This is a genomic window from Isobaculum melis (assembly GCF_900111355.1).
In the GTDB taxonomy this organism is placed as follows: Bacteria; Bacillota; Bacilli; order Lactobacillales; family Carnobacteriaceae; genus Isobaculum; species Isobaculum melis.
Genome location: NZ_FOHA01000016.1, coordinates 14,021 through 35,924 on the forward strand (window position 1 = coordinate 14,021; position 21,904 = coordinate 35,924).

At 35.9% G+C, this 21,904-nt stretch carries 22 protein-coding genes; 2 read left to right on the forward strand and 20 right to left on the reverse strand.

Annotated elements, in window-relative coordinates; genetic code table 11:
- Positions 1–18 precede the first annotated feature (18 nt).
- The 12 genes from BMW29_RS14000 to BMW29_RS11005 all read right to left on the reverse strand — a co-directional run bounded on the left by BMW29_RS14000 (position 19) and on the right by BMW29_RS11005 (position 10,910).
- The gene (locus tag BMW29_RS14000) at positions 19–162 is read right to left on the reverse strand and encodes a hypothetical protein (protein ID WP_177165757.1); all 144 of its coding nucleotides are present in this window, start codon (positions 160–162) and stop codon (positions 19–21) included.
- Between the two features lie 71 nt (positions 163–233).
- Positions 234–782, reverse strand: a complete 549-nt coding sequence (locus BMW29_RS10955) for a hypothetical protein (RefSeq protein WP_092653316.1) — start codon at positions 780–782, stop codon at positions 234–236.
- A gap of 362 nt (positions 783–1,144) precedes the next feature.
- Positions 1,145–1,528 carry a DUF956 family protein gene (locus tag BMW29_RS10960; RefSeq protein WP_092653318.1) on the reverse strand — a complete coding sequence of 128 codons (384 nt, stop codon included), beginning with the start codon at positions 1,526–1,528 and terminating at the stop codon, positions 1,145–1,147.
- A gap of 136 nt (positions 1,529–1,664) precedes the next feature.
- Complete coding sequence (locus BMW29_RS10965) at positions 1,665–2,582, reverse strand: PTS system mannose/fructose/sorbose family transporter subunit IID (RefSeq protein ID WP_092653320.1); 918 nt, start codon at positions 2,580–2,582, stop codon at positions 1,665–1,667.
- 21 nt (positions 2,583–2,603) lie between these two features.
- Positions 2,604–3,419: a PTS mannose/fructose/sorbose transporter subunit IIC gene (locus BMW29_RS10970; RefSeq protein ID WP_092653322.1), complete on the reverse strand. Its 816-nt coding sequence runs from the start codon at positions 3,417–3,419 to the stop codon at positions 2,604–2,606.
- A 33-nt stretch (positions 3,420–3,452) separates the two neighbouring features.
- Positions 3,453–4,451, reverse strand: coding sequence for a mannose/fructose/sorbose PTS transporter subunit IIA (locus tag BMW29_RS10975; RefSeq protein WP_092653324.1), 999 nt, complete (start codon positions 4,449–4,451; stop codon positions 3,453–3,455).
- A gap of 133 nt (positions 4,452–4,584) precedes the next feature.
- On the reverse strand, positions 4,585–5,073 hold the full coding sequence (locus BMW29_RS10980; protein ID WP_092653326.1) for a PTS sugar transporter subunit IIB: 489 nt from the start codon (positions 5,071–5,073) through the stop codon (positions 4,585–4,587).
- A gap of 159 nt (positions 5,074–5,232) precedes the next feature.
- Entirely contained in the window at positions 5,233–8,040 is a 2,808-nt protein-coding gene (locus BMW29_RS10985) for a sigma-54-dependent transcriptional regulator (RefSeq protein WP_092653328.1), read from the reverse strand.
- A gap of 256 nt (positions 8,041–8,296) precedes the next feature.
- A complete protein-coding gene (locus tag BMW29_RS10990) occupies positions 8,297–9,238 on the reverse strand; it encodes a DUF4767 domain-containing protein (RefSeq protein ID WP_092653330.1) in 942 nt (313 codons plus the stop codon).
- A gap of 155 nt (positions 9,239–9,393) precedes the next feature.
- The gene (truA, locus tag BMW29_RS10995; RefSeq protein ID WP_092653332.1) at positions 9,394–10,134 is read right to left on the reverse strand and encodes a tRNA pseudouridine(38-40) synthase TruA; all 741 of its coding nucleotides are present in this window, start codon (positions 10,132–10,134) and stop codon (positions 9,394–9,396) included.
- 49 nt (positions 10,135–10,183) lie between these two features.
- The gene (gene rlmH, locus BMW29_RS11000; protein WP_092653334.1) at positions 10,184–10,663 is read right to left on the reverse strand and encodes a 23S rRNA (pseudouridine(1915)-N(3))-methyltransferase RlmH; all 480 of its coding nucleotides are present in this window, start codon (positions 10,661–10,663) and stop codon (positions 10,184–10,186) included.
- A gap of 64 nt (positions 10,664–10,727) precedes the next feature.
- Positions 10,728–10,910, reverse strand: coding sequence for a CxxH/CxxC protein (locus BMW29_RS11005; RefSeq protein WP_092653336.1), 183 nt, complete (start codon positions 10,908–10,910; stop codon positions 10,728–10,730).
- A 196-nt stretch (positions 10,911–11,106) separates the two neighbouring features.
- Between BMW29_RS11005 and BMW29_RS11010 the strand changes: the two genes are divergently transcribed.
- Positions 11,107–12,033 carry an alpha/beta fold hydrolase gene (locus BMW29_RS11010; protein ID WP_245706274.1) on the forward strand — a complete coding sequence of 309 codons (927 nt, stop codon included), beginning with the start codon at positions 11,107–11,109 and terminating at the stop codon, positions 12,031–12,033.
- Positions 12,034–12,076: 43 nt separating this feature from the next.
- On the opposite strand, the gene BMW29_RS11015 is transcribed toward BMW29_RS11010, so the two are convergent.
- The 7 genes from BMW29_RS11015 to yycF all read right to left on the reverse strand — a co-directional run bounded on the left by BMW29_RS11015 (position 12,077) and on the right by yycF (position 20,019).
- On the reverse strand, positions 12,077–13,252 hold the full coding sequence (locus tag BMW29_RS11015) for a S1C family serine protease (RefSeq protein WP_425431602.1): 1,176 nt from the start codon (positions 13,250–13,252) through the stop codon (positions 12,077–12,079).
- A 601-nt stretch (positions 13,253–13,853) separates the two neighbouring features.
- Positions 13,854–14,246, reverse strand: a complete 393-nt coding sequence (locus tag BMW29_RS11020) for a hypothetical protein (RefSeq protein ID WP_092653340.1) — start codon at positions 14,244–14,246, stop codon at positions 13,854–13,856.
- A gap of 161 nt (positions 14,247–14,407) precedes the next feature.
- Complete coding sequence (locus BMW29_RS11025; protein WP_092653342.1) at positions 14,408–15,220, reverse strand: MBL fold metallo-hydrolase; 813 nt, start codon at positions 15,218–15,220, stop codon at positions 14,408–14,410.
- A 107-nt stretch (positions 15,221–15,327) separates the two neighbouring features.
- Positions 15,328–16,164, reverse strand: a complete 837-nt coding sequence (locus BMW29_RS11030; RefSeq protein WP_092653344.1) for a two-component system regulatory protein YycI — start codon at positions 16,162–16,164, stop codon at positions 15,328–15,330.
- Positions 16,154–17,476 carry a YycH family regulatory protein gene (locus BMW29_RS11035; protein ID WP_177165758.1) on the reverse strand — a complete coding sequence of 441 codons (1,323 nt, stop codon included), beginning with the start codon at positions 17,474–17,476 and terminating at the stop codon, positions 16,154–16,156. The genes BMW29_RS11030 and BMW29_RS11035 overlap by 11 nt, the downstream gene beginning before the upstream one ends.
- Complete coding sequence (gene walK, locus BMW29_RS11040; RefSeq protein ID WP_092653348.1) at positions 17,473–19,308, reverse strand: cell wall metabolism sensor histidine kinase WalK; 1,836 nt, start codon at positions 19,306–19,308, stop codon at positions 17,473–17,475. The genes BMW29_RS11035 and walK overlap by 4 nt, the downstream gene beginning before the upstream one ends.
- 6 nt (positions 19,309–19,314) lie before the next feature.
- Entirely contained in the window at positions 19,315–20,019 is a 705-nt protein-coding gene (yycF, locus tag BMW29_RS11045; protein WP_092653350.1) for a response regulator YycF, read from the reverse strand.
- A gap of 272 nt (positions 20,020–20,291) precedes the next feature.
- Here yycF and BMW29_RS11050 point away from each other — a divergent pair, with 272 nt between their 5' ends.
- On the forward strand, positions 20,292–21,026 hold the full coding sequence (locus BMW29_RS11050) for a DUF5105 domain-containing protein (protein ID WP_177165759.1): 735 nt from the start codon (positions 20,292–20,294) through the stop codon (positions 21,024–21,026).
- Positions 21,027–21,065: 39 nt separating this feature from the next.
- Here BMW29_RS11050 and BMW29_RS11055 read toward each other — a convergent pair whose 3' ends face one another.
- Positions 21,066–21,872: a Cof-type HAD-IIB family hydrolase gene (locus tag BMW29_RS11055; RefSeq protein WP_092653354.1), complete on the reverse strand. Its 807-nt coding sequence runs from the start codon at positions 21,870–21,872 to the stop codon at positions 21,066–21,068.
- Positions 21,873–21,904 lie beyond the last annotated feature (32 nt).

Consider the following 21,904-nt stretch of genomic DNA (forward strand, 5'->3'; position numbering starts at 1 on the left):
TGATACCTAAAAAACACTTTATTTTTCTTCTAAATAGATAATCAATTCATCAATACTTATCTCATTTCTTTCTAAAAAAGAATTGAGTGGGTTTCGCCATTTTTTTATACCAGAAGATTCTGTATGCCATTCATCCTTTAGGATATCATAAGTAGTTGTCATTTTTGTCCCATCACCTATTATTTTATGATACGCAATTATTTCAGCTGGCTTTCCTTTTTTATATCTTGCTTCTAGCCAAATCCGCTATTATTTAGTGAATGGGGATCATCTTTTTTAGTAATCATAAATTCTCCGGGACTATCTCTGATTGTATATTCTGTGTATTCTTCTTTATTTAATTTATCTAACACTTTTTCAACTTTTTTACTAATTACTTTCCGGCTATCTGGTAAGTCTTTTCTACCAAAATTCGCCATTTTTTCTGAAATTTGCTTTTCATTCAACCCCAATTGCTTAAATACTGACTGAAATTTTTCTTCATAAATTTTCTTTCCTTTTTTTGAATTCTCATATATTTCAGTATAAGATGACTTAGTCTTTAATGTGTTACTAGTTGGCTTAGTACCATTAATATAATAGATACTCATCTCAACATCGTCTTCTTTTTGTATTTCCTCGAAAATATACATTTCTTTTCCATTATTGAGCCAACAATAAGAAGTATCCCCGCTTTTAGTAGTTAATTGGAGCTCAAGAATTTGGCCATACTTATTCATATAAGCAATAAAATAATAGTTATGTAAAGCAGAATGATTATTTTCTTCCTGGTCTGGCTCCAAAGTGATAATAATCTCTGAGCCATTAAGATTTTCTAACGTATTACCTATACCAAATGACCAATTTTTGGGCGGTTTTTTTCTTCTAGATGATTATAATAAAGTAAAGTACCTAAGAGAATACTTAATACAATAGCTATACTGATTTTTTTCATATTATCCCCTTTTTATTTTTTGCTGACTACATACATGACATTTTGCGATTGATTTAAAAAAAATTTCTATTTTATCTTTATGATATCATGTTTTTAATTACCACATAACTCACCTAAAAATACCCGCCAAAAACCTTCTGTTTTTGGCGGGTAGATTGATTCATATTAAAAGCGGAGAATTGGTCTCTAGTCAATCATCATAAAGAAGAGTTAGCTAGATTTTTTTTTATTTCCCTTTGATTTAAAAGCACGTTTGATAATATCCCAGAAGCTTAGGGACTGGACCATATGCGCAGGATCAACATATTCACGGATGGCTCTTAGAACTTTTTTTGGCTCTTTAGAAGAAAAAGTAAAGCTACCATTTTTCTTTGTTTTAATGGCATATCTTGGAATCCATTTTCCTTTAAACATCACAGAAGCAATCACTTGATCGACTTCCTCCCACGGAATTTGAATAAATTTCCTTTTATCACGGGCATTATAAAATTCAAAGCCTTGATCACCAATCATAATTTTCCCATAGTCTGTGAGACCTGTAAAAGCAGTGGCATCGATGACTAAATCGACTTTGGTATTGATTGACTGAACCATGAAATCCGCTCCATTTCTTTTATCTGATTTTATGCTTGCAATAAAACTGGCTACTAGCTAAAGTGATCCAAACTTTTTAAGGGAGCTAACATTGGATGTAACAGTCTAGCAACTTTAGTATAGGTCACACAATTTTTTATAGAATTAAGAAGTAATGTCCAACCACACCTACGATAAACAAGCCAAGAATGATTAGGATTGGGCTGACTTTTTTCTTAAGCAACCACATACATAAGAAAGTTAACAATAACGCAGCTAATCCTGGGATTAATTGGTCTAAGTTATCTTGTAAGGATGTTACTTTTTCAGCTGTCATTGATAAGCCAGCATTGACTTTTTCAAAGGCTAGACGGATACCTTCGCTACCACTTGGTAATTCATCCCAATGAATATAAGCTTTTTCATCTAACTGAACGGTAGATACGATTGGCAAGAATTTAATCGTTACCCATCTTTGAACCAGCCCTGCGAGTACAAACATTCCGAGGATTGATGCACCTTTTGTGACATCTTGTAGTACACCACCAGAAAGATCTTCTGTAATTTTTGAACCTGCTTTATAACCAAATTCTTGTGTATACCACATGAATCCCCAACGAATAATATTCCAAGCTAGGAAGAAAATAATTGGTCCAAGAATGCTACCACCCATTGCAAGTGATGCACCTAAAGCACCTAACATTGGACGAACTGTAAACCAGAAAACTGGATCACCAACACCTGCTAAAGGTCCCATCATCCCAACTTTAACCCCTTGAATCGCTACATCATCAACTGGCGCGCCATTAGCACGCTCTTCTTCAAGCGCTAATGTTACCCCAAGAATGGGTGAAGCAATATATGGATGGGTATTAAAGAATTCTAAGTGACGTTTTAAAGCTGCAGAACGATCTTCTTTTGATTTATATAATTTTTTAATTGCTGGAATCATTGAAAATGCCCAACCACCATTTTGCATCCGTTCATAGTTCCAAGAACCTTGGATAAATGTAGAGCGCCATGCAACGGCTAAACGATCTTTTTTCGATAAATGAATTTTTTCTGTTTCTGCCATTTTTCTTTTCCTCCTCTAAATTTAATAATCGTTTAGGATGTCACCAAGTGGATCGCCAGAGTTTCCCCCACCGCCATTTGAAGAGCCACCCATTTTAGATAGGTTCAAGTAAATAAGTGCTAAAGCGACACCTATCGCACCAAGTGCAATCAGTGTTAATTGTGAAATAGCTGCAACAACAAAACCAAGAATGAAGAATGGCCATACTTCTTTTGTTGCCATCATGTTGATAACAAGTGCATAACCAACGGCTACAACCATACCACCACCGATAGCCATACCTTCAGTTAACCATTCTGGCATCGATTCTAATGCAGTTTGTACGGTTTCAGCTGGAATGAATAAAAGTGCTGCTGCTGGAAGTGCAATACGAATTCCTTGCATACATACAGCTGAAATGTGTAACCATTCAATTTTTCTAATATTTCCTTCTTCTGCTGCGCTATCCATCATATGAACAATTGGAACAGCTAGTGTACGAACGATCATTGTTAAGAATAAACCTGCTACTGCAAGTGGTACTGCGATTGCGATTGATGAAGAAACGGCATCTTTAATTGAAATGCTTTCTGCACCTAAGGCTTTCACTAAAATAATTGCTGATGCTACGGATGCTAATGCTGCATCTGGTGCTACTGCTGCACCAATGTTCGCCCAACCAAGTGCGATCATTTGTAAGGTTCCACCTAAGATAATACCGGCTTCTAAATTACCTGTAACTAAACCGATTAAAGTACATGCCACTAACGGTTGGTGAAACTGGAATTCATCAAGAATCCCTTCCATCCCTGCTAGAAAGGCAATTAAAATTACTAAAACAATTGATATAATAGACATGATGAGCCTCCTATTTTCATTTAAATTTTTGTCTTATTTTGATGATGCTTCTGCTAACTCATTCTTCGCTTTTTTAAGAATTTCATTCATATTCGCACTCGAATCATTTGGTACTTTACGAACATCGAATTTAACGCCTAATGCTTCTAATTTTTCAAAAGCTTCAACATCTGCTTGTCCCATAGACAACACTTTGCTGACAACCACTTTACCAACTGAATGCGCCATAGAGCCAACATTTACTTCTTTGATTTCTACGCCACCTTCTACTACTTTTACCACATCTTCTGGATTTTCAAATAATAATAAAGCTTTAGTGTTGCCAAAACGTGGGTCTTTAGCAATTTCAATCATTTTGCTAATTGGAATCACATTTGCTTTGACACCTGGAGGCGCTGCTTGCTCAATTAATTTTTTACGCAGGTCATCTTTTGATACTGCATCTGAAACGACAATAATACGGTTTGGTAACACTGATTTTGTCCAGGCTGTTGCCACTTGTCCATGTAATAAACGAGAGTCTACACGTGCTAAAACAAATTTAATTTTGCCATCCCCAACAACCGTTCCTGCTGGTAATGCACCTTGTGGTTGTGCATCTGCAACTACTGCTTTTGGTGCTTCTGCAGGTTCTAACTCTTCTGGTTTGATTCTTACGCCTTCCTTAGCTGTTTCAAGGATATGCGCTGCAATTTCTTGCGCTGATGTCATTGAAAAACGAGAGGCATATGCTTCAATCACCATTGGTAAATTCATACCTGCAACAATTGCCCATTTATCTTTGTGCTCTTCATACAAGCTATTTGCCTGATTGAATGGTGTGCCACCCCATAGATCAACTAAGAATAATACTTCATCTTGATTATCAAAAGACGCAACTGCTGCTTCCATTTTTGCTTTGACATCTTCTGGGCCTTCACTTGGCATTAAAGTAATCGCTGCAACATTTTCTTGCTCTCCAAAAATCATTGCGCCAGATTGTTTAATCCCTTCAGCGAATTCGCCATGGCTTGCTAGGATAATTCCTACCATCTCTCTACCTCCTAAATAATTTGTCTTTACTTTTCCCTGAGTTTTTGCTTGTTTTAATAAGGAATTGTTTTCCCTTAACAAACCGCCCCCTCTCAATGTTAGCCACTATCCAATAGATTAAAACGTCTCTTTTTTAATACTTTTTCAGCACGCTCATCAAATTTTGCTTACTATCTGTAATAACTTTACGAATCTCCAGCTCTATTCCTTGTTTTTCTAAATAGTTAAATGCTTCCAAATCAGCTGCATCAACGGCAATGGTATTGGATATCATTTTCTTGCCTGTGGTGTAACCCATTGCGCCAATATTGACACTTGGAAAAACAACCCCTGCTTTGACAACCGCGGCAACTTCAATTGGATTTGTAAACAGCAAAATCACACGAACATTGTTAAATAATTGATTTGAATAAATTTCAATCATTTTAGCAACGGGAATCACATTTACTTTAATTCCAGGTGGTGCTGCTTGCTGGAGTAGGGTTTTTCGCAAATTATCTTTGGTTACTGCATCGCTTACAACAATGATTCGCTGAATATCTAGTCGCTTTGCCCAAACAGTTGCAACCTGTCCATGGATTAGCCGGTCATCAATTCTGACTAATCGGATATCAATCCCCATTAAGCACTCCTCCTTTATTTGATTCACTGTACTATAATTATTAGCAATTTTCGTGCCAACTCTAGTGTATTGTTATAAAAGCTTTTAATAGCCGGATTTTAATTAGTAGTACAACAAAAAAACAATACACTAATCAGTGTATTGTTTTTTGTTGATACGCTATTTTCTTTCTGTTGCTAGTGTATTATTGATAATCTGCCAGATATAGTAGATTTCTCCTGGAGGAATGGTGATAAACAACAATTCCTCAAGTTTTTTGGCTACTTGCTCGACTGCTTCAACATGTGGCAGGACTTCACTTGTTAGCTGATCTTCGGTAACAGTTAAAACATCTTGACGTAAAACTCGTTCTACTACACCACCTAAATGGGTGATTAAGTTAATCGTAAATGCTTGATTGGCTTCTTTTAGAAAAAGAGTTGTCAGCTCTTCTACAAATGTCCAAAAAGGAGCCATTACCTTTTCTGGATTGATAAAAGTAAAGTTAGCACGTAAATATTCTTCACAAATTTGCCATGTTTTTTCTTCATCTAAGACAAGAGGTTCAAAATGATTTTCAGCATCTAGTAACAGCTCTTGAATTAACTGCTTGGCTTCTCCTGAAAATAGTAGCTCCATTGGGATATATTGAACATCAATTTTAGGATCAACAATCCCTGTTACTGCAATTAACTGATAGTCTGTCTGTAATATCTTTAGGACTGAGGCCATTTCAACAATGGATATAGGCAATACTTCTAGATCCTTCTCTCCAATTTCCGCTAAACAATTTTCAATGATTTCCTTCATTCGCTTCGCTGTTCCTTTTCCTGAAGCACAAATTGCCACAATGGCTCTCTTTAGGTCTGGATTTTTTTGCGTTTGAACAAGTTCAACACCTTGATTTAAAGCATTACCGTATCCTCTAAAGCTTTTCAATGAGTGAAAGAGCTTATCTAAATCTGTATCCAGTAATTCCGTCTTTCTTGCCACTTCTAAAACCAATGCTGTTGTGACCATATCAATGGTTCGAACCTGAATCCCTGTACGTCTATGAATTTCTTCACTAAAGGTACCTAATGACCCCATGTCCACTAATAGAATCACACCACTACCATGATTAACTAATTCTGTAGCCTTGATAATTTCTTCTAGAGCAACCCGTGGCTTCATTTCAATGGGCATATCTACTGCTACTAGATTATCACTGCCAAACAGCTGCTTCACCACTTGAACCATACTCGAGGCAGTGCTATTGCCATGAGCAGCCACCACAATCCCAATTCGACCAGTTGCTTTTTCCTTTTTCAAAGAAACCAATAAAACCGTTAAATAGTCTACTTCTTCAAGTGGAATCGTGATTTGATAGTCTTCAAAAATTAAGTCTTTAATCATTAAAGCTACTTCATATTCATCTGGATATTCTTTTACCATTTTACGAATACTATCATTACTGCTTAATTCACCATGACCTTCTATTTGATGACGTTTTAAAAACGAACTAATATGCAAGCTCATCGCATAAATAAAGTTTACCTGAAAGCTATCATTTAACTTATTTTTTGCCATTTCATAGATTTTTTTGGTTAAATCAATGACTTTTTGCTCGACGATTTCAGCTAATTTATTTTCAATATCAAAGGTTAAACGATGGTCCTTATAAAAGGATTTCAGATGCACATTAATATCTGTCATAATAAATTGATTAATAGACTCTTGGTCAACACCATCATCTTTTAATAAGGCCGCTTTTTCATCAATTATTTCATATAAATTATAAGGCAACTCATAGGAATCCACTAAGGGACGTAAGACATTTTGATCAGGATAAACCTCCATAATAGGCTCTAAGCCTTGAGCTAAATCTGCCAGAATTTGACGATCATCAGCTAATTGACTTAAGCCAACTTTAATTTCTTCAGTTAAATCCTCTAGCGTAATTAAAATATCATCTTTGTCCATATGACTTAAAAAGCTTCTCGCACAAATCAACTGAATATTTGATTTGAGTTGACCCACATTTCCATAAGTGACACTGCCAATTAAGGCTTTTACCACATCTTCTGTTAATGAAATTTTACGCTGAATTCGTTCCGCTTCAATCCCAACCATCAGTCTTACCAATTCAACTTTTTCTTGGGTTTGTCGTTGATTAAAGCTAGGAAGATGAATGCTAATCGGGATACGGCGTACAAAGGTACTTAATAAATAAGAGCTCGCATCTTCTGAGGTTGCACAAATAATACGCACATCTGCTTGTTGTTCCTTTGCCGATTCACCTAATTTACTATAACGCCCATTATCCATAAAATAAAAAATCATCTCTTGCCCTTCAGGAGGCAAACGGTGAATTTCATCTAAAAAGAGCATGCCGCCATCTGCTTTAGCGATTAAGCCTTCTTTTTCCTTTGTTGCACCAGTAAAAGCCCCTGCTGCATAGCCAAAAAGGTGGCTCATAAGCAACTCTGAGTTATGGGCATAGTCCGCACAATTAAAGACAACAAGCTCTTGCTGATTCTGAATGAGTCCTTTTTCCTGCGCAAATTCAAACATAATATGAGCAAAATGCGTTTTCCCAGAACCAGTAGCACCTGTTATCAAGCAGTTCAATCCTTTAGGAGGATATAAAATAGCTGCCTTCGCCTGTTCAATAGGGACTTTCATACTACCTTTTCCACCAATGATTTTTTTAAATACATCTGTTTCATCTTTTACATGAGGCGTTCCTGCTGCTCCTTGCATTGATTGTTGTTGATGAATATGTGGTACTAAACTGCTGTCAATATACTGAACGGGTCTGCCCCCAACTTTAACTAATAAGCCATCTTTAACGAGTTCATTTAAATCCTTGCTTGCATTTGTACGTTGAATGCCAAAAGCTGCTGCTACTTCTTTGGTTGTAATGCCAAATCCTGAAGCTATCTCTTCTTTACCGAGCTCCTTTGATTTCTGACTCACAAATAAAAAAACCTTCTCTATTCGCTTCATTCTTCCCCCACCCTCATTTCAAGCATCATTCCTCATCTACAAACTTGATACAACACCTATACCCGTCTATCCTACCATATCCTTGTGGCGATTTGAATTAATAAGTAAAGCATATGCGTTTATTACCTAATCACTCAATCAAGATGAACTCAAAAAATCGTAAATTTCAGCTTTAAAAATTTACGATTTCCTATGAATTATTTTTTTAATAACAAACACCGTTCTGAGCATCAAGGCCCTACATCAAAAAATTTTCTTACTCTGCAATAATCTGAGCAAACCCATTTCTCAACTCTGTATTTTGTGTTTCCGTAAAATAAATGAGATTTTCAGCATTCCCCTGATTCTGCATCGTAATCAAGACCATTGGTTGCCCATTCACAAGAGTAAATAAATACAAATGACGCTCCATATTTGTAGTTGTTTCAACATCTGAATAAATCGCAACAACATTGTAGACATTATTTCCAGTGCCATCTCCAGACCAATTGATAGCTGCACGAGCGCCATTCACAGCAATATTATTTTGTGCAAAGGTACTTGGAAAATTCACACCATAGAAATTCACATCTGCTCCTGGGGAATATTCAATATAAGACTGCCCCATTTTTTGTCCCCAAGTATTCATATAGGCTGCTAAAGCTATTTTTTTCTGAGAATTCCAAGGCATATATGTACCATTTGTAGCTGGCTCTGGCGCCTCTATTTTGGCTTGTTCCTCTGCCTTAGCTTTCTCCGCTTCTTTTTCTTGTTTTGCTTTCTCCGCTTCTTTTTTACTTTCATCACTTTCTTTGATAACAAGTTGTGTGATTTCTTTTTTTAATTCTTTTGCGTACTGTTTAAGCTCTGGCGATCCATCCTTAGTATCAGCTAAGGCTTCTAATCTATCAATTGCCTTTGCATATTCCTTTTTCTCATTGAAAAAAACACCATCTCTATATAATTTAGCTTGTACAATTAGAGCTTCAGCTTCCTTGTTACCTTCTTTATATTTAAGTGCCATTTGAAAAGCTGAAATAGCCTTCGTCATATTCTTATCAATCAGGGCTTCCTTACCTTTTTTCATTGCTGCATCATACTCTTTTGAGGTTACCTGACTACTTGTTTCAGCCTCATCTGTTTTCTTTTTATCATTAGAAGAACAACCTGTGATGCCAATCAATAAAAACAAACTGACACCAATTATTAACTTTTTCATTTGATACACTCCTCGTATAATACGAACTTTTCTCTCCTTATATTATCTATGAATTGTCTGGTTAAAACAAGGTTCATTTTAAGCTGTTTATTCCAAGTCCTCTGTCATCAAAAAAAGATGTATCTTTTTAATGAGATACATCCTTTCTTGGCGATTTATTCATAATAAACTTCATCAAGAAAAAGTCCTTGAGAAGGGACTGTTTCCCCTGCATTTTGTCTTATCTTATGTTCAAATATCTCTTCAATAGCTTCTAACTTCATCTCGCCTGCACCAATTTCTAAGACTGTGCCCATGATAATTCTGACCATATTATATAAGAAACCATTACCTACAAAAGTAAAATGGAGGAGACTCCCTTCTTTTTGAATAGAAAGTTCATTGATGGTTCTAACAGTTGATTTTTTCGTCTTTTTAAGAGAAGAAAAACCAAGAAAATCATGCTTTCCTACTAATTTGCGACAAGCCTCATTCATTTTAGCAAGATCTAATTCTTGAGGATAATGGAAGCTATAATAGCGTTCAAAAGCTGAAGGAATCACATCATTCCAAACATAATAGCTATATTGTTTGCTACTTGCATTGTACCTAGCATGGAATCTTTCTGGAACCTCTTCTACTTTTTTGACAACAATATCCTGTGGTAAATAACGATTCAAAAATGCAATCATTTTGGCTGCATCCATCGTTGTATTTGTTTTAAAATTTGCCACTTGACCTCTGGCATGAGCTCCAGCATCTGTTCGCCCCGAACCAATCATTTCAATTTTTTCTCCGGTCATTTGTGTTAAAATATTTTCGATTTTCCCTTGAATTGTGTTATCAGAATCGCCAAGTCTTTGCCAACCTAAATAGCGTTTTCCATCATATTCAATTGTTAATTTTATATTTCTCATCTTTTTTATTTTCTCCTCTTATTCTTCTTTTCAATTTTAGAAAATCTCATCACTTATGATAAGCATGTCCATTCACAATTCGGTACCCGCGATAAATCTGCTCCACTAAAAATAAACGCATCAGTTGATGTGGAAAAGTCATTTTTGAAAATGAAATCTGGGCATGACTGCGTTTCATCACTGCTTCACTCAACCCTAAAGATCCACCAATTACAAAAACAAGCTGACTTTTCCCTTGAATCCCTAAACCTTCTAACTCTTTTGCAAAAGCTACTGAATCACGTTGCTTTCCTTCAATCGCTAGTGCATAAACATAGGCATTTTCAGGAATTTTGGCTAGAATCCGCTCGCCTTCTTTCTCCTTGACCTGCACCATTTCAGCCTCACTTAATTTTTCTGGTGCTTTTTCATCGCTCACCTCTACAATTTCTATTTTACAATAGGCGCCCAGACGCTTCACATATTCTTCAATTCCTTGTTTTAAATATTTTTCTTTTAACTTACCCACACATATCATCTTGATATTCACAGTTTTCCTCCTAAATCCACAACTTATCCACAAAAGTTATCCACATGTCCACAATTTAAATCCCTTATTTTGTGTCCGAATGGATGTTCGTCACTATATATATACTTTCTTGTTCACAGTAGGCACATTTCATCCCCAGCTTATCCACATCTGAAACCACGTTCATTACAGGCATAGCATTCTCTTCAAAAACAGCATCATCTAAAGCTTCTTCAATATGATTTTCACATACAAACTTCTCTTTCATCCACAGCTCCCCCTTATTTTTGTGGATAACTTTTCATTCCACTTTTCCTGTTATTTCATATAATACATTAGTTATCCCCAACTTGCGAGTGACTTTTCAAAATTTTATCCACATTCTTAGAATTTATTCACTCCCTTTGTGTTTTTTCTCTTTATCCTTTAAAATGGAGAAAACAGTTATTCAGGAGGCGTTATTTTTGACGAAAAAAATAAATTTAGCTTACCCTTCATCTAATGGTATCGATGAAATTGCTGGAACAGCTTGGTATCCTGATACCGAGCCAATAGCTATTCTACAAATTTCTCATGGAATGGCAGAGCATATTGAACGTTATCAAGATTTTTCGAATTTTTTAAATACCTTAAATATTCTGGTCATTGGAAATGATCATCTTGGTCATGGTCGTTCTGCACGTTCAACAGACTTGTATGGTTATTTTTCTGAAGAGGATGCAGCTCAACATGTTATCAATGATGTGAAGCAGCTACATGATTATTTTGCACAGAAACATCCGAATCTGCCTTATTTTTTACTAGGTCACAGCATGGGGTCTTTCATTGTCAGAAATTATGTCCAACAGTTTGGTGAGGAACACCTTACTGGCACAATCTTTATGGGAACAAGTGGACCCAATCCACTTGGCTCAGTTGAATTACAAATTGTTAACGCTCTTGCACACCAAAATCCAATGCAGACTAATCCACATGTGGATAAGTTAGCTTTTGGTTCTTTTAATAAGCGCTGTCCTGAGCAACGCACTGGTTTTGACTGGCTCACAAGAGACACAGAAGTTGTGGATTGGTTTATTGAACAGGAAGATACTGGTTTTATTTTTACCAACAATGGCTTTAAAACTTTATTAACATTACAGCAAAATGCGACAAAAAAAGGCTGGACAGATAGGATTCCTAAAGCTTTACCGGTTTTAGTGATTTCTGGTGAAGCTGACCCTGTAGGACAATATGGAAAAGGGGTCTTAAAGGTATTCAAACAGCTTGAACGAGCTGGATTGGAAGATGTAACTTATGTCTCTTATACAAATATGCGCCACGAAATTTTGATGGAAATTGATAAAGAGCAGGTTTACGAAGATGTTTCTGATTGGATTTTAAAACGAACATGAAAAATGACAAGTTTTGGTCAACACACCAAAACTTGTCATTTTTTTATAAATCTTCTTGCGCTGCTTCTAAAGTTACTTTTGTTGTTTCAAGCTTTCCATCACGATAGTACTTAATCTCAACTTTTTTACCAACACCGGCTTTATAAAGCACTTTACGTAAGGTCATGCTATCAGGTGTTGCTTCTCCATTGATTTCAACAATGGTATCATATTTTTCAAGCCCTGCTTTATTAGCTGAGGTATCTTTTAATACTCTAGTTACAACGACACCATCTGTAATATCCTCTGGTAAGTTTAGAATGGATTTTTGTTGAATGCCTGAAACACTGGCTACATCTCTTAACTCAATTCCTAATACTGGTCTTGTAATCTTACCATTTGCTTCCAATTGGTTGATAATATTGACCACATCATTACTTGGAATTGCAAAGCCCATTCCTTCAACTAAATTATCTGAAATTTTCATCGAGTTAATCCCAATAACTTGTCCTGAAATGTTAATCAAGGCACCACCAGAATTCCCTGGATTGATGGCTGCATCTGTTTGAATGGCATTCATATCCCAATCTGCGACACCATCTCCATTAATATCCATATCAACTAAACGGTCTTTAGCTGAAATAATCCCTTGGGTAACAGAGCCTGCAAAGTTAGAGCCTAATGGTGACCCAATTGCAATGGCTGGTTCACCTTGTTTAATGCTGTCAGAATCGCCAAATTCTGCCACAGTCTCAATTTCTTTTGCTGATACAGAAAGAACTGCTAAGTCTGTCCACTGATCTGTTCCAACTAATGTTGCTTCCAATTTTGTGCCATCTCTTAAGGTAACTTCAATTGCATCAGAGCCATCAATGACATGATTATTGGTAACAATATAAGCTTTGTCACCATCTTTTTTGTAAATCACACCACTACCTTCACCAACTGTTTCTAAATCATCTTCAGAGGATTTAGTGGTTTCTCTGCTACCATAAAAATTGAGATTATTAGATTGCGCCTGTAAATTTTTGATTGAGACAACAGCATCTTGAACTTTTGCTACAGCTGTTGTTGTATCTGTTGTCACATCTGCACTAATTTCACTTTTTTGGGTTGGATTTTTTAACGTTGTTTCCCCATTATTTCCAGGGTTTCCTCGTAAATCATTAAATGGTGGAACAAAAGTAATTAACGAAGCTGTTACAACTGCACCAACTAGACCTCCTGTCAGCCCTGCCATGAGACCTGATTTTTTCTTTTTAGCTCGTCTTGGTGGCTCATCTCCACCACCACCATTTCCAGCTGTTGCACCACTAATTGGAGGTGGATTATGATTGCTTCCGCCTCCACCATCAGATGTAGTGTGTTGGATGATTGGTTGGGGTTCTTCTGTAGCTGTATCTGTTACAATTGGTGCTTCTTCTTCGTGAAAAAGCGGCTCATCTATAATCGGCTCATCTGTTTCAGCTGATGTTCCTTGAATCAGTACACCATCTTCTCTAAATCTTGGTTTTTCTGTTAGAATAGGTCCCGCTTCATTAAGTACTCTCTTTCTCTCTTCAGTGCTACCTACTATTTCATCGCTGACTTGCTGTACTGCTGAAACCTCTTCTTGAATGTCAGATGCTCTTACTACATCTATTGGTTCATTATTGACTAAATTCATTTGCTCATTTTCAGTTGTATGAGATGCATCTTCATGATTGGATTCAAGAGGGTTATTGACTAAGTCTTTATTTTCTTCGCTCATTTAGAACTCCCTACTTTCTCTTATTTATATAACTAGTTTACAAAAAAGATTTGAATATTTTATGAATAATGTTTGGAAAATTTGGTTATTTTCAAGATAATGGCCAGAATTTTACCAGTTGTGATAAATTTTCTGCTAAAACAAAATGTTGTAAGGTTGTGAAATCTGTTTTGGAGAGGCCTCTTGTATCAATCATTACATTTTCTTGCTCACTTAAGCTTTTTTGGATACTTTTAATCATTTCAGCGATTTGATTTTGATTGCTTTTAAATAAATAAGATTGATAAGCCTTCACATCCCATTTCTGACCCTCACTATCAATAAAATCTGCTTTTCCACTAGGTTCTCGGCTGATGTCCTGCACTTCTCCCAAAGCCTCCAGTGCCAAGCCAACTTCCCGCTCTGCTTTAGTTTTCTCTGTGATACGAAAGCCTATTGCTGGATCCGTTGCAAGCTTTTCTAATTCAATAGCTGTTCTCTTCACTTGCGACACCTCAATTCTAGCTTTGATAGCTTCATTTTATAACAGTTTTGGTATTTCTACAAAAAAAGATGACTTAACTTCTTTAAAATAATAAAAAAGTGGATAAAATAAAACTCCATGAGCTTTGCTTTATCCACTTATTGGTTTGATTAATTTTTATTTTATACTGTAAATAAGGAGCCTGCTTGAATCGGATCCGTATCATATATACGAAAAGCCTCTTCAACACCTGTATCTTTCTGTTTCAGCACATCGGTAACAGTCATCCGAGCAAGTTCCTTCATATTGTTATCTTGGCTTAAATGCCCCAAATAAATCCGTTTGGTTGCATCTCCTAAAACCTCTGCCATAGCAATCGCACCATCTTCATTTGACAAATGTCCTTGATCACCTAAAATACGTTGTTTTAAATGCCATGGGTATTGCCCCATGCGTAGCATTTCAATATCATGGTTACTTTCAAATAAATAGGCATCTGCATTTTCAATCACGCCTTTGATGCGGTCACTAACATACCCTGTATCGGTTAACATCACAAACTTTTTATGATTTTTGTGAAAAGCATAAAATTGTGGTGCCGCTGCATCATGAGAAACACCAAAGCTTTCAATATCAATGCCACCTAAAGTCATTGTCTGGCCCATTTCAAAAATATGTTTTTGCGCAACATCAATTTCACCAATAATCGGTGTCATAGCACGCCAAGTTGCTTCATTGGCATAAATATCCATTTTATATTTTCTAGCTAAAACCCCAACCCCTGCTACATGGTCTCTATGTTCATGGGTAACCAATATGCCATTTATATCTGACATATCTTTACCGATATCATTTAACAAATTTGTTACTTTTTTACCACTTAGCCCGCTATCAACAAGTAGTTTTTGTTCGCCGGCTTCTATATAAGTCACATTACCAGAGCTTCCACTGGCTAAAATGCTGACTTTTAATGGATTTTCGTTCACTTGTGGCATGTGCTTCCTCCTCTATTTGCTGTCCCTATTCTACATCAAAAATGCGCTAAGTTCCAGTACCCTTTTGAGTCCCTTCTCCTTAACGCATCTTGATAAACTAGAAACAACTAGTTTGAGCTGTTTACTTCTACTTCTTCATTTGTTTTTTGTGGCTGGATAACTTTACCTTCAATTGCATTGACCATTTTTTGTTCTGAGATGTCATTTTTCTCAACGGTTACAAACCAAGCCGGAATATAAACATCAGAATTTTGTAAATGGAGCATTCTCATATAGCCTAAATCAACTTTAGTAATTGTGCTATCAGCAGGTAATTCATCATTTTTATATAATATCTCAATGGCCTGTTGTGCACTAACCAATAATTCTCCATCTCGCAAATAAGTGACTTTATTAGCATAGGTTTGTTCATATGATAACACTTGACTGGCACTATCTACACTATTTTCTTTTAAGCTAATCATTACCTCTGCTGTCCCATCTAAAATAGGAATACCTTTATACTCTTGAACATAAACAATTTTTTTATTTTGATTATCACGCTTAAAGAAACGATATTCTGCACCCTTATAAGCCTTTTCATGAACAAAGTTAGTCAACTCTTTAGTGGTTCCTTCATCAGTTAGCAAAATTTGTTTTTGAACCGTACTATACAATGAACCATCTGCTTGAGATACAACATATTGGTCTTCATTACTTAATTCTTTTGCAATATCCTTTGTAAATTCCATTTTTTCAGCCTTAATGTAAGTTGCTTTCTCTACCCCAGAAGGTAGATTATCTGGAATGCTAATCTTATCTTCTTTCATTTGCTCGACAATTGTTGTATTCTCCTTGACCGCATCATAGGTCACATTCTGCTTTGTTTTTAGTGTGACAAATAAGAAAATATCTAAAATGAGAAACGCCACGACAAAAAAGATTTCTGTTTTTCTAAAGTCCATTTTGCTGCGCCTCCCGTTCAAGAGTATCTAATTTATACCATTTTGTTCCATCACCCTTATCAAGTAACACATACCAGACAGGATCAATATCAATCACTTGCTGAGAGCCTTCATCATTTTTCTCCCAACAATAACCGACTTCAATATTTTGTATCACATTATTGTAATAGCCCAGCTGATTCAGTCGTTCCATTACGTTAACACCAGAGGGTAATTTCTTCGCTGGTTTATCTGTAGGAATCGGAACTTGCATATTAAAAACAACACGCTGGAGCTTTCTTAAGCCTGTATCTCCTAGGGTTATTTGCATACTACCAGTTTTCTCATCACTAAATACAGGATAGCCCTCAACATATCTGCGATATGAAATTTGGTTTTCTTCAGCATTATACTCAAAGTAGCGCATACTACCAGACCAACCACCTAATTGATTAAAATATGAAAAGCTATTTAATAAATCATCATTTTTACTTCGCTTATTTTCTGAAATTTTTTGTTCAGAAGGATTAAAGAAGGTTAACATCTCTTTTTGAGGCCAAACTTTCAATACTGATTTTCCATCATCATACTGATCATAGCCATCCACCGTATCATGCTTAACAGCTAACGGGTCGGAAAACAGTAGCTCAAGAAAGCTGGGAATATTTTGTTCTTCAATCAAATAACTCGCTCTAGGAATACTAAAATCTTCTTGTGTTAAATAAAGGAAGTTTTTAGTCAGCGCATAGGGCGTTACTTTTTTAAAGTCTTCTTCATTTTCAGATAAAGCGGTTTGAATGGCTTTAAAATCAACATTACTAATGGTTGCACTATACATGGTATGCTCTTCATCATTAAAGAAATAAATCGTAGAAGGGGTATCTAGCTGAATCACAATACGATTAAATGACTCTGTTTCATATTTGGATAACTTAAATTGATATTCCTCTTGAAATAAACCAAATGTAACGGCATCTGGATAAACCAGCTCAATTTGATTATTGACCATGAGCTTCTCTCGATAAGTATCCGCTGAGAAGGAAGCCTCATCATTCACTAAACGATCAATTTTCCACTTACTGACTTCATGCATCAAAATATTTAAGGTACTTTCATCATGAGAGGCAAGAGATTGGTTATCTACATGATAAATCAAGCTTGTTGGTAAAAAGACATCCCGCATTTCCTTATCTAATGAAACGGAAATCTTCTTTTTATCCTTCACAGAATCTGTATCATATTGCCTTGGTCGTGTCCAAATGGCCCATGACAAGACTAAGCTGATACCTACTAGAATAATTAATGAAAAACGTATGATTTTATCAAATTTCATTCCCATTCCACCTCCTCATAAGGTTCATACGGTAGCGAAATATAGAAAGTAGAACCTTTTCCTTCTATACTTTCCAACCAAATTTTCCCTTTATGGGCAAGAATCACTTCTTTAGAAATTGCTAAACCCAAACCTGTTCCACCCATTGACCTAGCTCTTGCTTTATCTACTCTAAAGAAGCGGTCAAAAATATGCGGAACATCTTTCTTTGGAACACCTAAGCCTTGATCAGAAATACTAATCACAACGGAGTGCTGCTGTTCTTCTAAATGGCATGAAATGATCCCACCATCTGGAGAATACTTCACAGCATTGTTCATAATATTATCTAATACTTGAATGACTTTATCTGCATCAATCTCTACCCAAATATCTCGTTTTGTAAATTCCCGTTCAATTCGGTAACGTTTCTCTGTTTCTTCATTATTTTGCAGCATCATATCAAAACGATTTAAAACATGACCCACTAATTCATTTAAATTCACAAATTCTAGCTCCATTTTGCCTTTTCCAGCATCCATCCGAGATAAGTTCAGCAAATCATTAATTAAACGAATCATACGCTCTGTTTCATCCTGTGTTACTTCTAAAAATTGTGGTGCAATATCTGGGTCTTTCCAAGCACCATCGCTTAGCGCTTCTAAATAACTACGCATACTTGTCAGTGGTGTACGCAGCTCATGAGAAACATTCGAAACGAACTCTCTTTGTTCACGTTCTGTCTTTTCTTGCTCTGTAATATCATGTAAAACACAAACCGTTCCACTAATAAAACCCGTTTCACGTTGAATAAGAGAGAAATCAGCACGTAAAATGAGCTCTTCCATTGGTGTTGAAAAGTCTAAAGTTAATTCATTTTCAGTTTCAAGCAATTGTCTAAATGTATATTCTGCTTCAATATCTAATATTTCTAAAATGGATTTACCAAGAGCTTCCTCCATTGTTATTGAAAGTAATTCACAACCTGTTTCATTAATAATAATGACACTACCACGACGATCTGTTGCAAGAACACCATCTGTCATATGTGCTAAAACAGAGTCTAAGCGACGACGTTCAGCTTCTGTTGAATCTTGTCCTTCTTCTACTTTTGTCGATAAATCATTAATAGCCACTGCTAATTGACCCAATTCATCTTGTCCATAGATTTTAACTTCTCCTGAAAAATCACCCTCAGCAATCCGAATGGCTTGTTTTTTCATTTCCGAAATTGGCTTCGTAATCGTTCTTGAAACAAGTAGAGCTAACAGAATGGTTAACAGAGCTGCAATCGCAGAGCCTGTGAAGAAAATTAATGTAATATTATTAATTTGTGTATAAACACTTTCTATATTAGTTTTCAGATAAATCACACCAATTGTATTGCCATCATCTGAAAAAATAGGGCTCACTAGACGCCAAACTCTTTTGTTGGTAGTTTTATCTGTATAAGTTTGCTCTCGTTGATTTCCCAACAAGGCCTGCTTAATTTCTGTATTGGGTGTTTTTTGACCTACTGAGTTTTGATTTGAAATGTCACTTGTCCCCACAACTTTCCCGTTACTATCAACAGCTTGTGCTTCAATAATATTACTTCCTGAAAAGTCAGTTAATAGGCCTTGTACCTCTTTTTTCTTTTCTTTTTCATCTGTATTTGTTAAAGAGGTTTTCAAATTATATTCTAATAAAACAACACGGTCATGAACCTCATCTTTAAAATTACTCACCATTTGTTCCTCTAATTGGCGAATAAAATAGGCCCCGATAATTTCCAGGGCCACCAAAAGAAGCAACACAAAAATCACGGCAATTTTAAAGTGAATGGATTGAAAAAAGCGGATTTTTTTGTTCATTTTAACTTACTCCTGTTCAGGATTTTTCAAATAATAACCGACACCACGTCTAGTAATTAACCAGCTTGGATGACTTGGATTATCTTCGATTTTTTCACGTAAACGACGAACGGTCACATCTACTGTTCGAACATCACCAAAATAATCATAACCCCACACGGTTTGAAGTAAGTGTTCACGTGTCATTACTTGCCCTAAATGCTTAGCAAGATAATGCAATAATTCAAATTCTCGGTGGGTTAGCTCAATATTTTTACCTCTTTTAGAAACAGTATAAGCACTTGGTTGAATCGTTAAAGCGCCTACTTCAATTTCATTGGTTCCTTCTTCTTGAACAACTGTTGAAAGATTCCCTTGACGACGTAGATTCGCCTTCACACGTGCAATCAATTCTCGGTTTGAAAAAGGTTTCGTTACATAGTCATCTGCGCCTAACTCTAATCCTAATACTTTATCAATTTCAGAATCTTTTGCGGTTACCATAATAATTGGCATATCATAATTTTTTCTGACCTCACGACAGACCTCAAGCCCATCTACTTTAGGTAACATTAAATCTAATAAAATTAAATCTGGTTCTACTTCTGGTACCATTTCAATTGCTTGTTCACCATCATAAGCGGTATAGACTTCATAACCCTCTTTGGTTAAATTAAATTTCACAATATCTGAAATCGGCTTTTCGTCATCTACGACTAGTATTTTCTTCATTTGCGTTCCCCCTAAAAAGAGTCTGTTTATATTCATAGTTTTGTCTTTAGTTTCAATGCAATATACTTCTATTATACCCTAAGGAACCCATTCAAAGCAAAGTAACCCAGAAGAAAAATAAAAAAGGATGTGATTTCATCAATTTAAGCTTCTTTTTAGTACCAAATAAGAAACAATTCTGCGCATTGAACCACCCCTCTTCTATTTGTATTTTATAAAAAATATGTTAAGCTATTTAGTGTATAATGCTACATAATTTAGGAGGATGTAAAATGAAAAAAGGATTAATTGCTTTCGCTTGTGTATTTCTATTAGCAGGCTGTAGCTTAGGCCCTTCGAAAAACAACAAAGAGGATGCAAAACAAAATGATAAAACAGCTCAATCAGATAAAAAAGAGGAAAAATCGTCTCGTATAGATCCTAAAAAAGCTGTAGAAGCTTTAATAGATGGCGTTGTCTATGAAAAGAATTTAGATCAATTAGAAGCAGCTTTTGATGTTGATCCCTCTGAGTTAGAAGGTTTAATTGAATCATCATTCGTTTCTGGTTTTATGGAAAGTACAGATAACTCTGAAGCTACTACAAAGCAAGCTCATGATTTATGGGCGACTTTAGTAGCACAAGTAAAAGCAAAAGCAACCTATGAAGTAACTGTTATAAAAGATGATGTGAAAAAACCAGTCGTAAAAGTAACGGTTAAAGGAATTAATATGAACTCTATTGAAAAAGCACTTCAAGATAGAGTCGTAAAAGAAGTCTTGGCAAATCCTTCACTTGCTGATGATGATGCAGCTCTAACTGCTTTCGTTTTCGATATTTATCGTCAAGAATTAGAGAATGTGAAAGCAACTGATACCGCTAAAAGTTTTGAACTCAAACTTTCACCTGATCCATTAAATAAAAAAGTATGGACTTTTGATGGTGATGATGATGCATTTAGCGATATGTTAGCCTCTTTCTTTTTCTCAGAAATTGATGAGCTTGATTTAGATGATGATGACAAATAAAAAGAAAAAACGGATTTTTTCCGTTTTTTCTTTTTTATTTTATACATATTTTCCTACTAAAATCTGATCAATAGTTGCTAGTACCCCATCATGATTATTAGATGCGATTTGATACTTTGCTGTTTTTTTAACAGCTTCACTACCATTAGCCATCGCAAAGCTGGCATGAACATGGGCAAGCATTTCAAGATCATTGCCATTATCACCAAACGCAGCCGTTTCTTCATCCTTCACTTGCCACAATTTTTGTAATCGCTGAATACCTGTAGCCTTATGTAAACCTGGAATAATCAGATCCATATCTCCATGACCACTTGAAACAGGGGTTAGCATCTGACCAATACTCAATTGGAGTTGCGCCAAGATTGATGAACTTTCATTTTCTGGTACACTTAACCCAAATTTGAACAGGGTATCTTCCACTTGATAAAGGTCTTCTACACGTTTTAATTGATGATAATACCGCTGTGCATATTGAAAGAATGCTTCAGATTCACCTGCTTGAATATAGGCACTATTTCTACCACACAATACCACTTTTATAGATGCATGCTGTTCTAAAACCTTTAAAGTATGCTGAATATGTGCGCGTTCCATTTCTCCAACAAAAATATCCTGCTGTTGATTGACAACATAAGCACCATTTTCCGCTACAAAAGCGATTTCTGCTGCGATTTCTGGGAAAAAGGAGGCTAATTGTGCATACTGATTGCCACTAGCCACTACAAAATGAATGCCTTGTCTTTTCATTTCTTGATATTGTTCCATAAAACGTGACCGATTATAAGTTTTTTGATCATTTAAAAAGGTTCCATCCATATCTACTGCAATTAATTTTATCGCCATATTTTTAGCTCCTTTATCTTGATACATTTCAT

Excerpts from the sequence above, each read along its gene's own strand:
- yycF (WP_092653350.1), bottom strand. The coding sequence starts at position 20,019 with ATGAAGAAAATACTAGTCGTAGATGACGAAAAGCCGATTTCAGATATT.
- BMW29_RS11055 (WP_092653354.1), bottom strand. The coding sequence starts at position 21,872 with ATGGCGATAAAATTAATTGCAGTAGATATGGATGGAACCTTTTTAAAT.
- BMW29_RS11050 (WP_177165759.1), top strand. The coding sequence starts at position 20,292 with ATGAAAAAAGGATTAATTGCTTTCGCTTGTGTATTTCTATTAGCAGGC.
- BMW29_RS10985 (WP_092653328.1), bottom strand. The coding sequence starts at position 8,040 with ATGAAGCGAATAGAGAAGGTTTTTTTATTTGTGAGTCAGAAATCAAAG.
- BMW29_RS10965 (WP_092653320.1), bottom strand. The coding sequence starts at position 2,582 with ATGGCAGAAACAGAAAAAATTCATTTATCGAAAAAAGATCGTTTAGCC.
- BMW29_RS11025 (WP_092653342.1), bottom strand. The coding sequence starts at position 15,220 with ATGCCACAAGTGAACGAAAATCCATTAAAAGTCAGCATTTTAGCCAGT.
- BMW29_RS10980 (WP_092653326.1), bottom strand. The coding sequence starts at position 5,073 with ATGGGGATTGATATCCGATTAGTCAGAATTGATGACCGGCTAATCCAT.
- truA (WP_092653332.1), bottom strand. The coding sequence starts at position 10,134 with ATGAGAAATATAAAATTAACAATTGAATATGATGGAAAACGCTATTTA.
- BMW29_RS10970 (WP_092653322.1), bottom strand. The coding sequence starts at position 3,419 with ATGTCTATTATATCAATTGTTTTAGTAATTTTAATTGCCTTTCTAGCA.
- BMW29_RS11030 (WP_092653344.1), bottom strand. The coding sequence starts at position 16,164 with ATGGACTTTAGAAAAACAGAAATCTTTTTTGTCGTGGCGTTTCTCATT.
- BMW29_RS10960 (WP_092653318.1), bottom strand. The coding sequence starts at position 1,528 with ATGGTTCAGTCAATCAATACCAAAGTCGATTTAGTCATCGATGCCACT.
- BMW29_RS10990 (WP_092653330.1), bottom strand. The coding sequence starts at position 9,238 with ATGAAAAAGTTAATAATTGGTGTCAGTTTGTTTTTATTGATTGGCATC.
- BMW29_RS11005 (WP_092653336.1), bottom strand. The coding sequence starts at position 10,910 with ATGAAAGAGAAGTTTGTATGTGAAAATCATATTGAAGAAGCTTTAGAT.
- BMW29_RS14000 (WP_177165757.1), bottom strand. The coding sequence starts at position 162 with ATGACAACTACTTATGATATCCTAAAGGATGAATGGCATACAGAATCT.
- BMW29_RS10975 (WP_092653324.1), bottom strand. The coding sequence starts at position 4,451 with ATGGTAGGAATTATCCTAGCAAGCCATGGCGAATTCGCTGAAGGGATT.
- BMW29_RS11015 (WP_425431602.1), bottom strand. The coding sequence starts at position 13,252 with ATGGCAGGGCTGACAGGAGGTCTAGTTGGTGCAGTTGTAACAGCTTCG.
- BMW29_RS11035 (WP_177165758.1), bottom strand. The coding sequence starts at position 17,476 with ATGAAATTTGATAAAATCATACGTTTTTCATTAATTATTCTAGTAGGT.
- walK (WP_092653348.1), bottom strand. The coding sequence starts at position 19,308 with ATGAACAAAAAAATCCGCTTTTTTCAATCCATTCACTTTAAAATTGCC.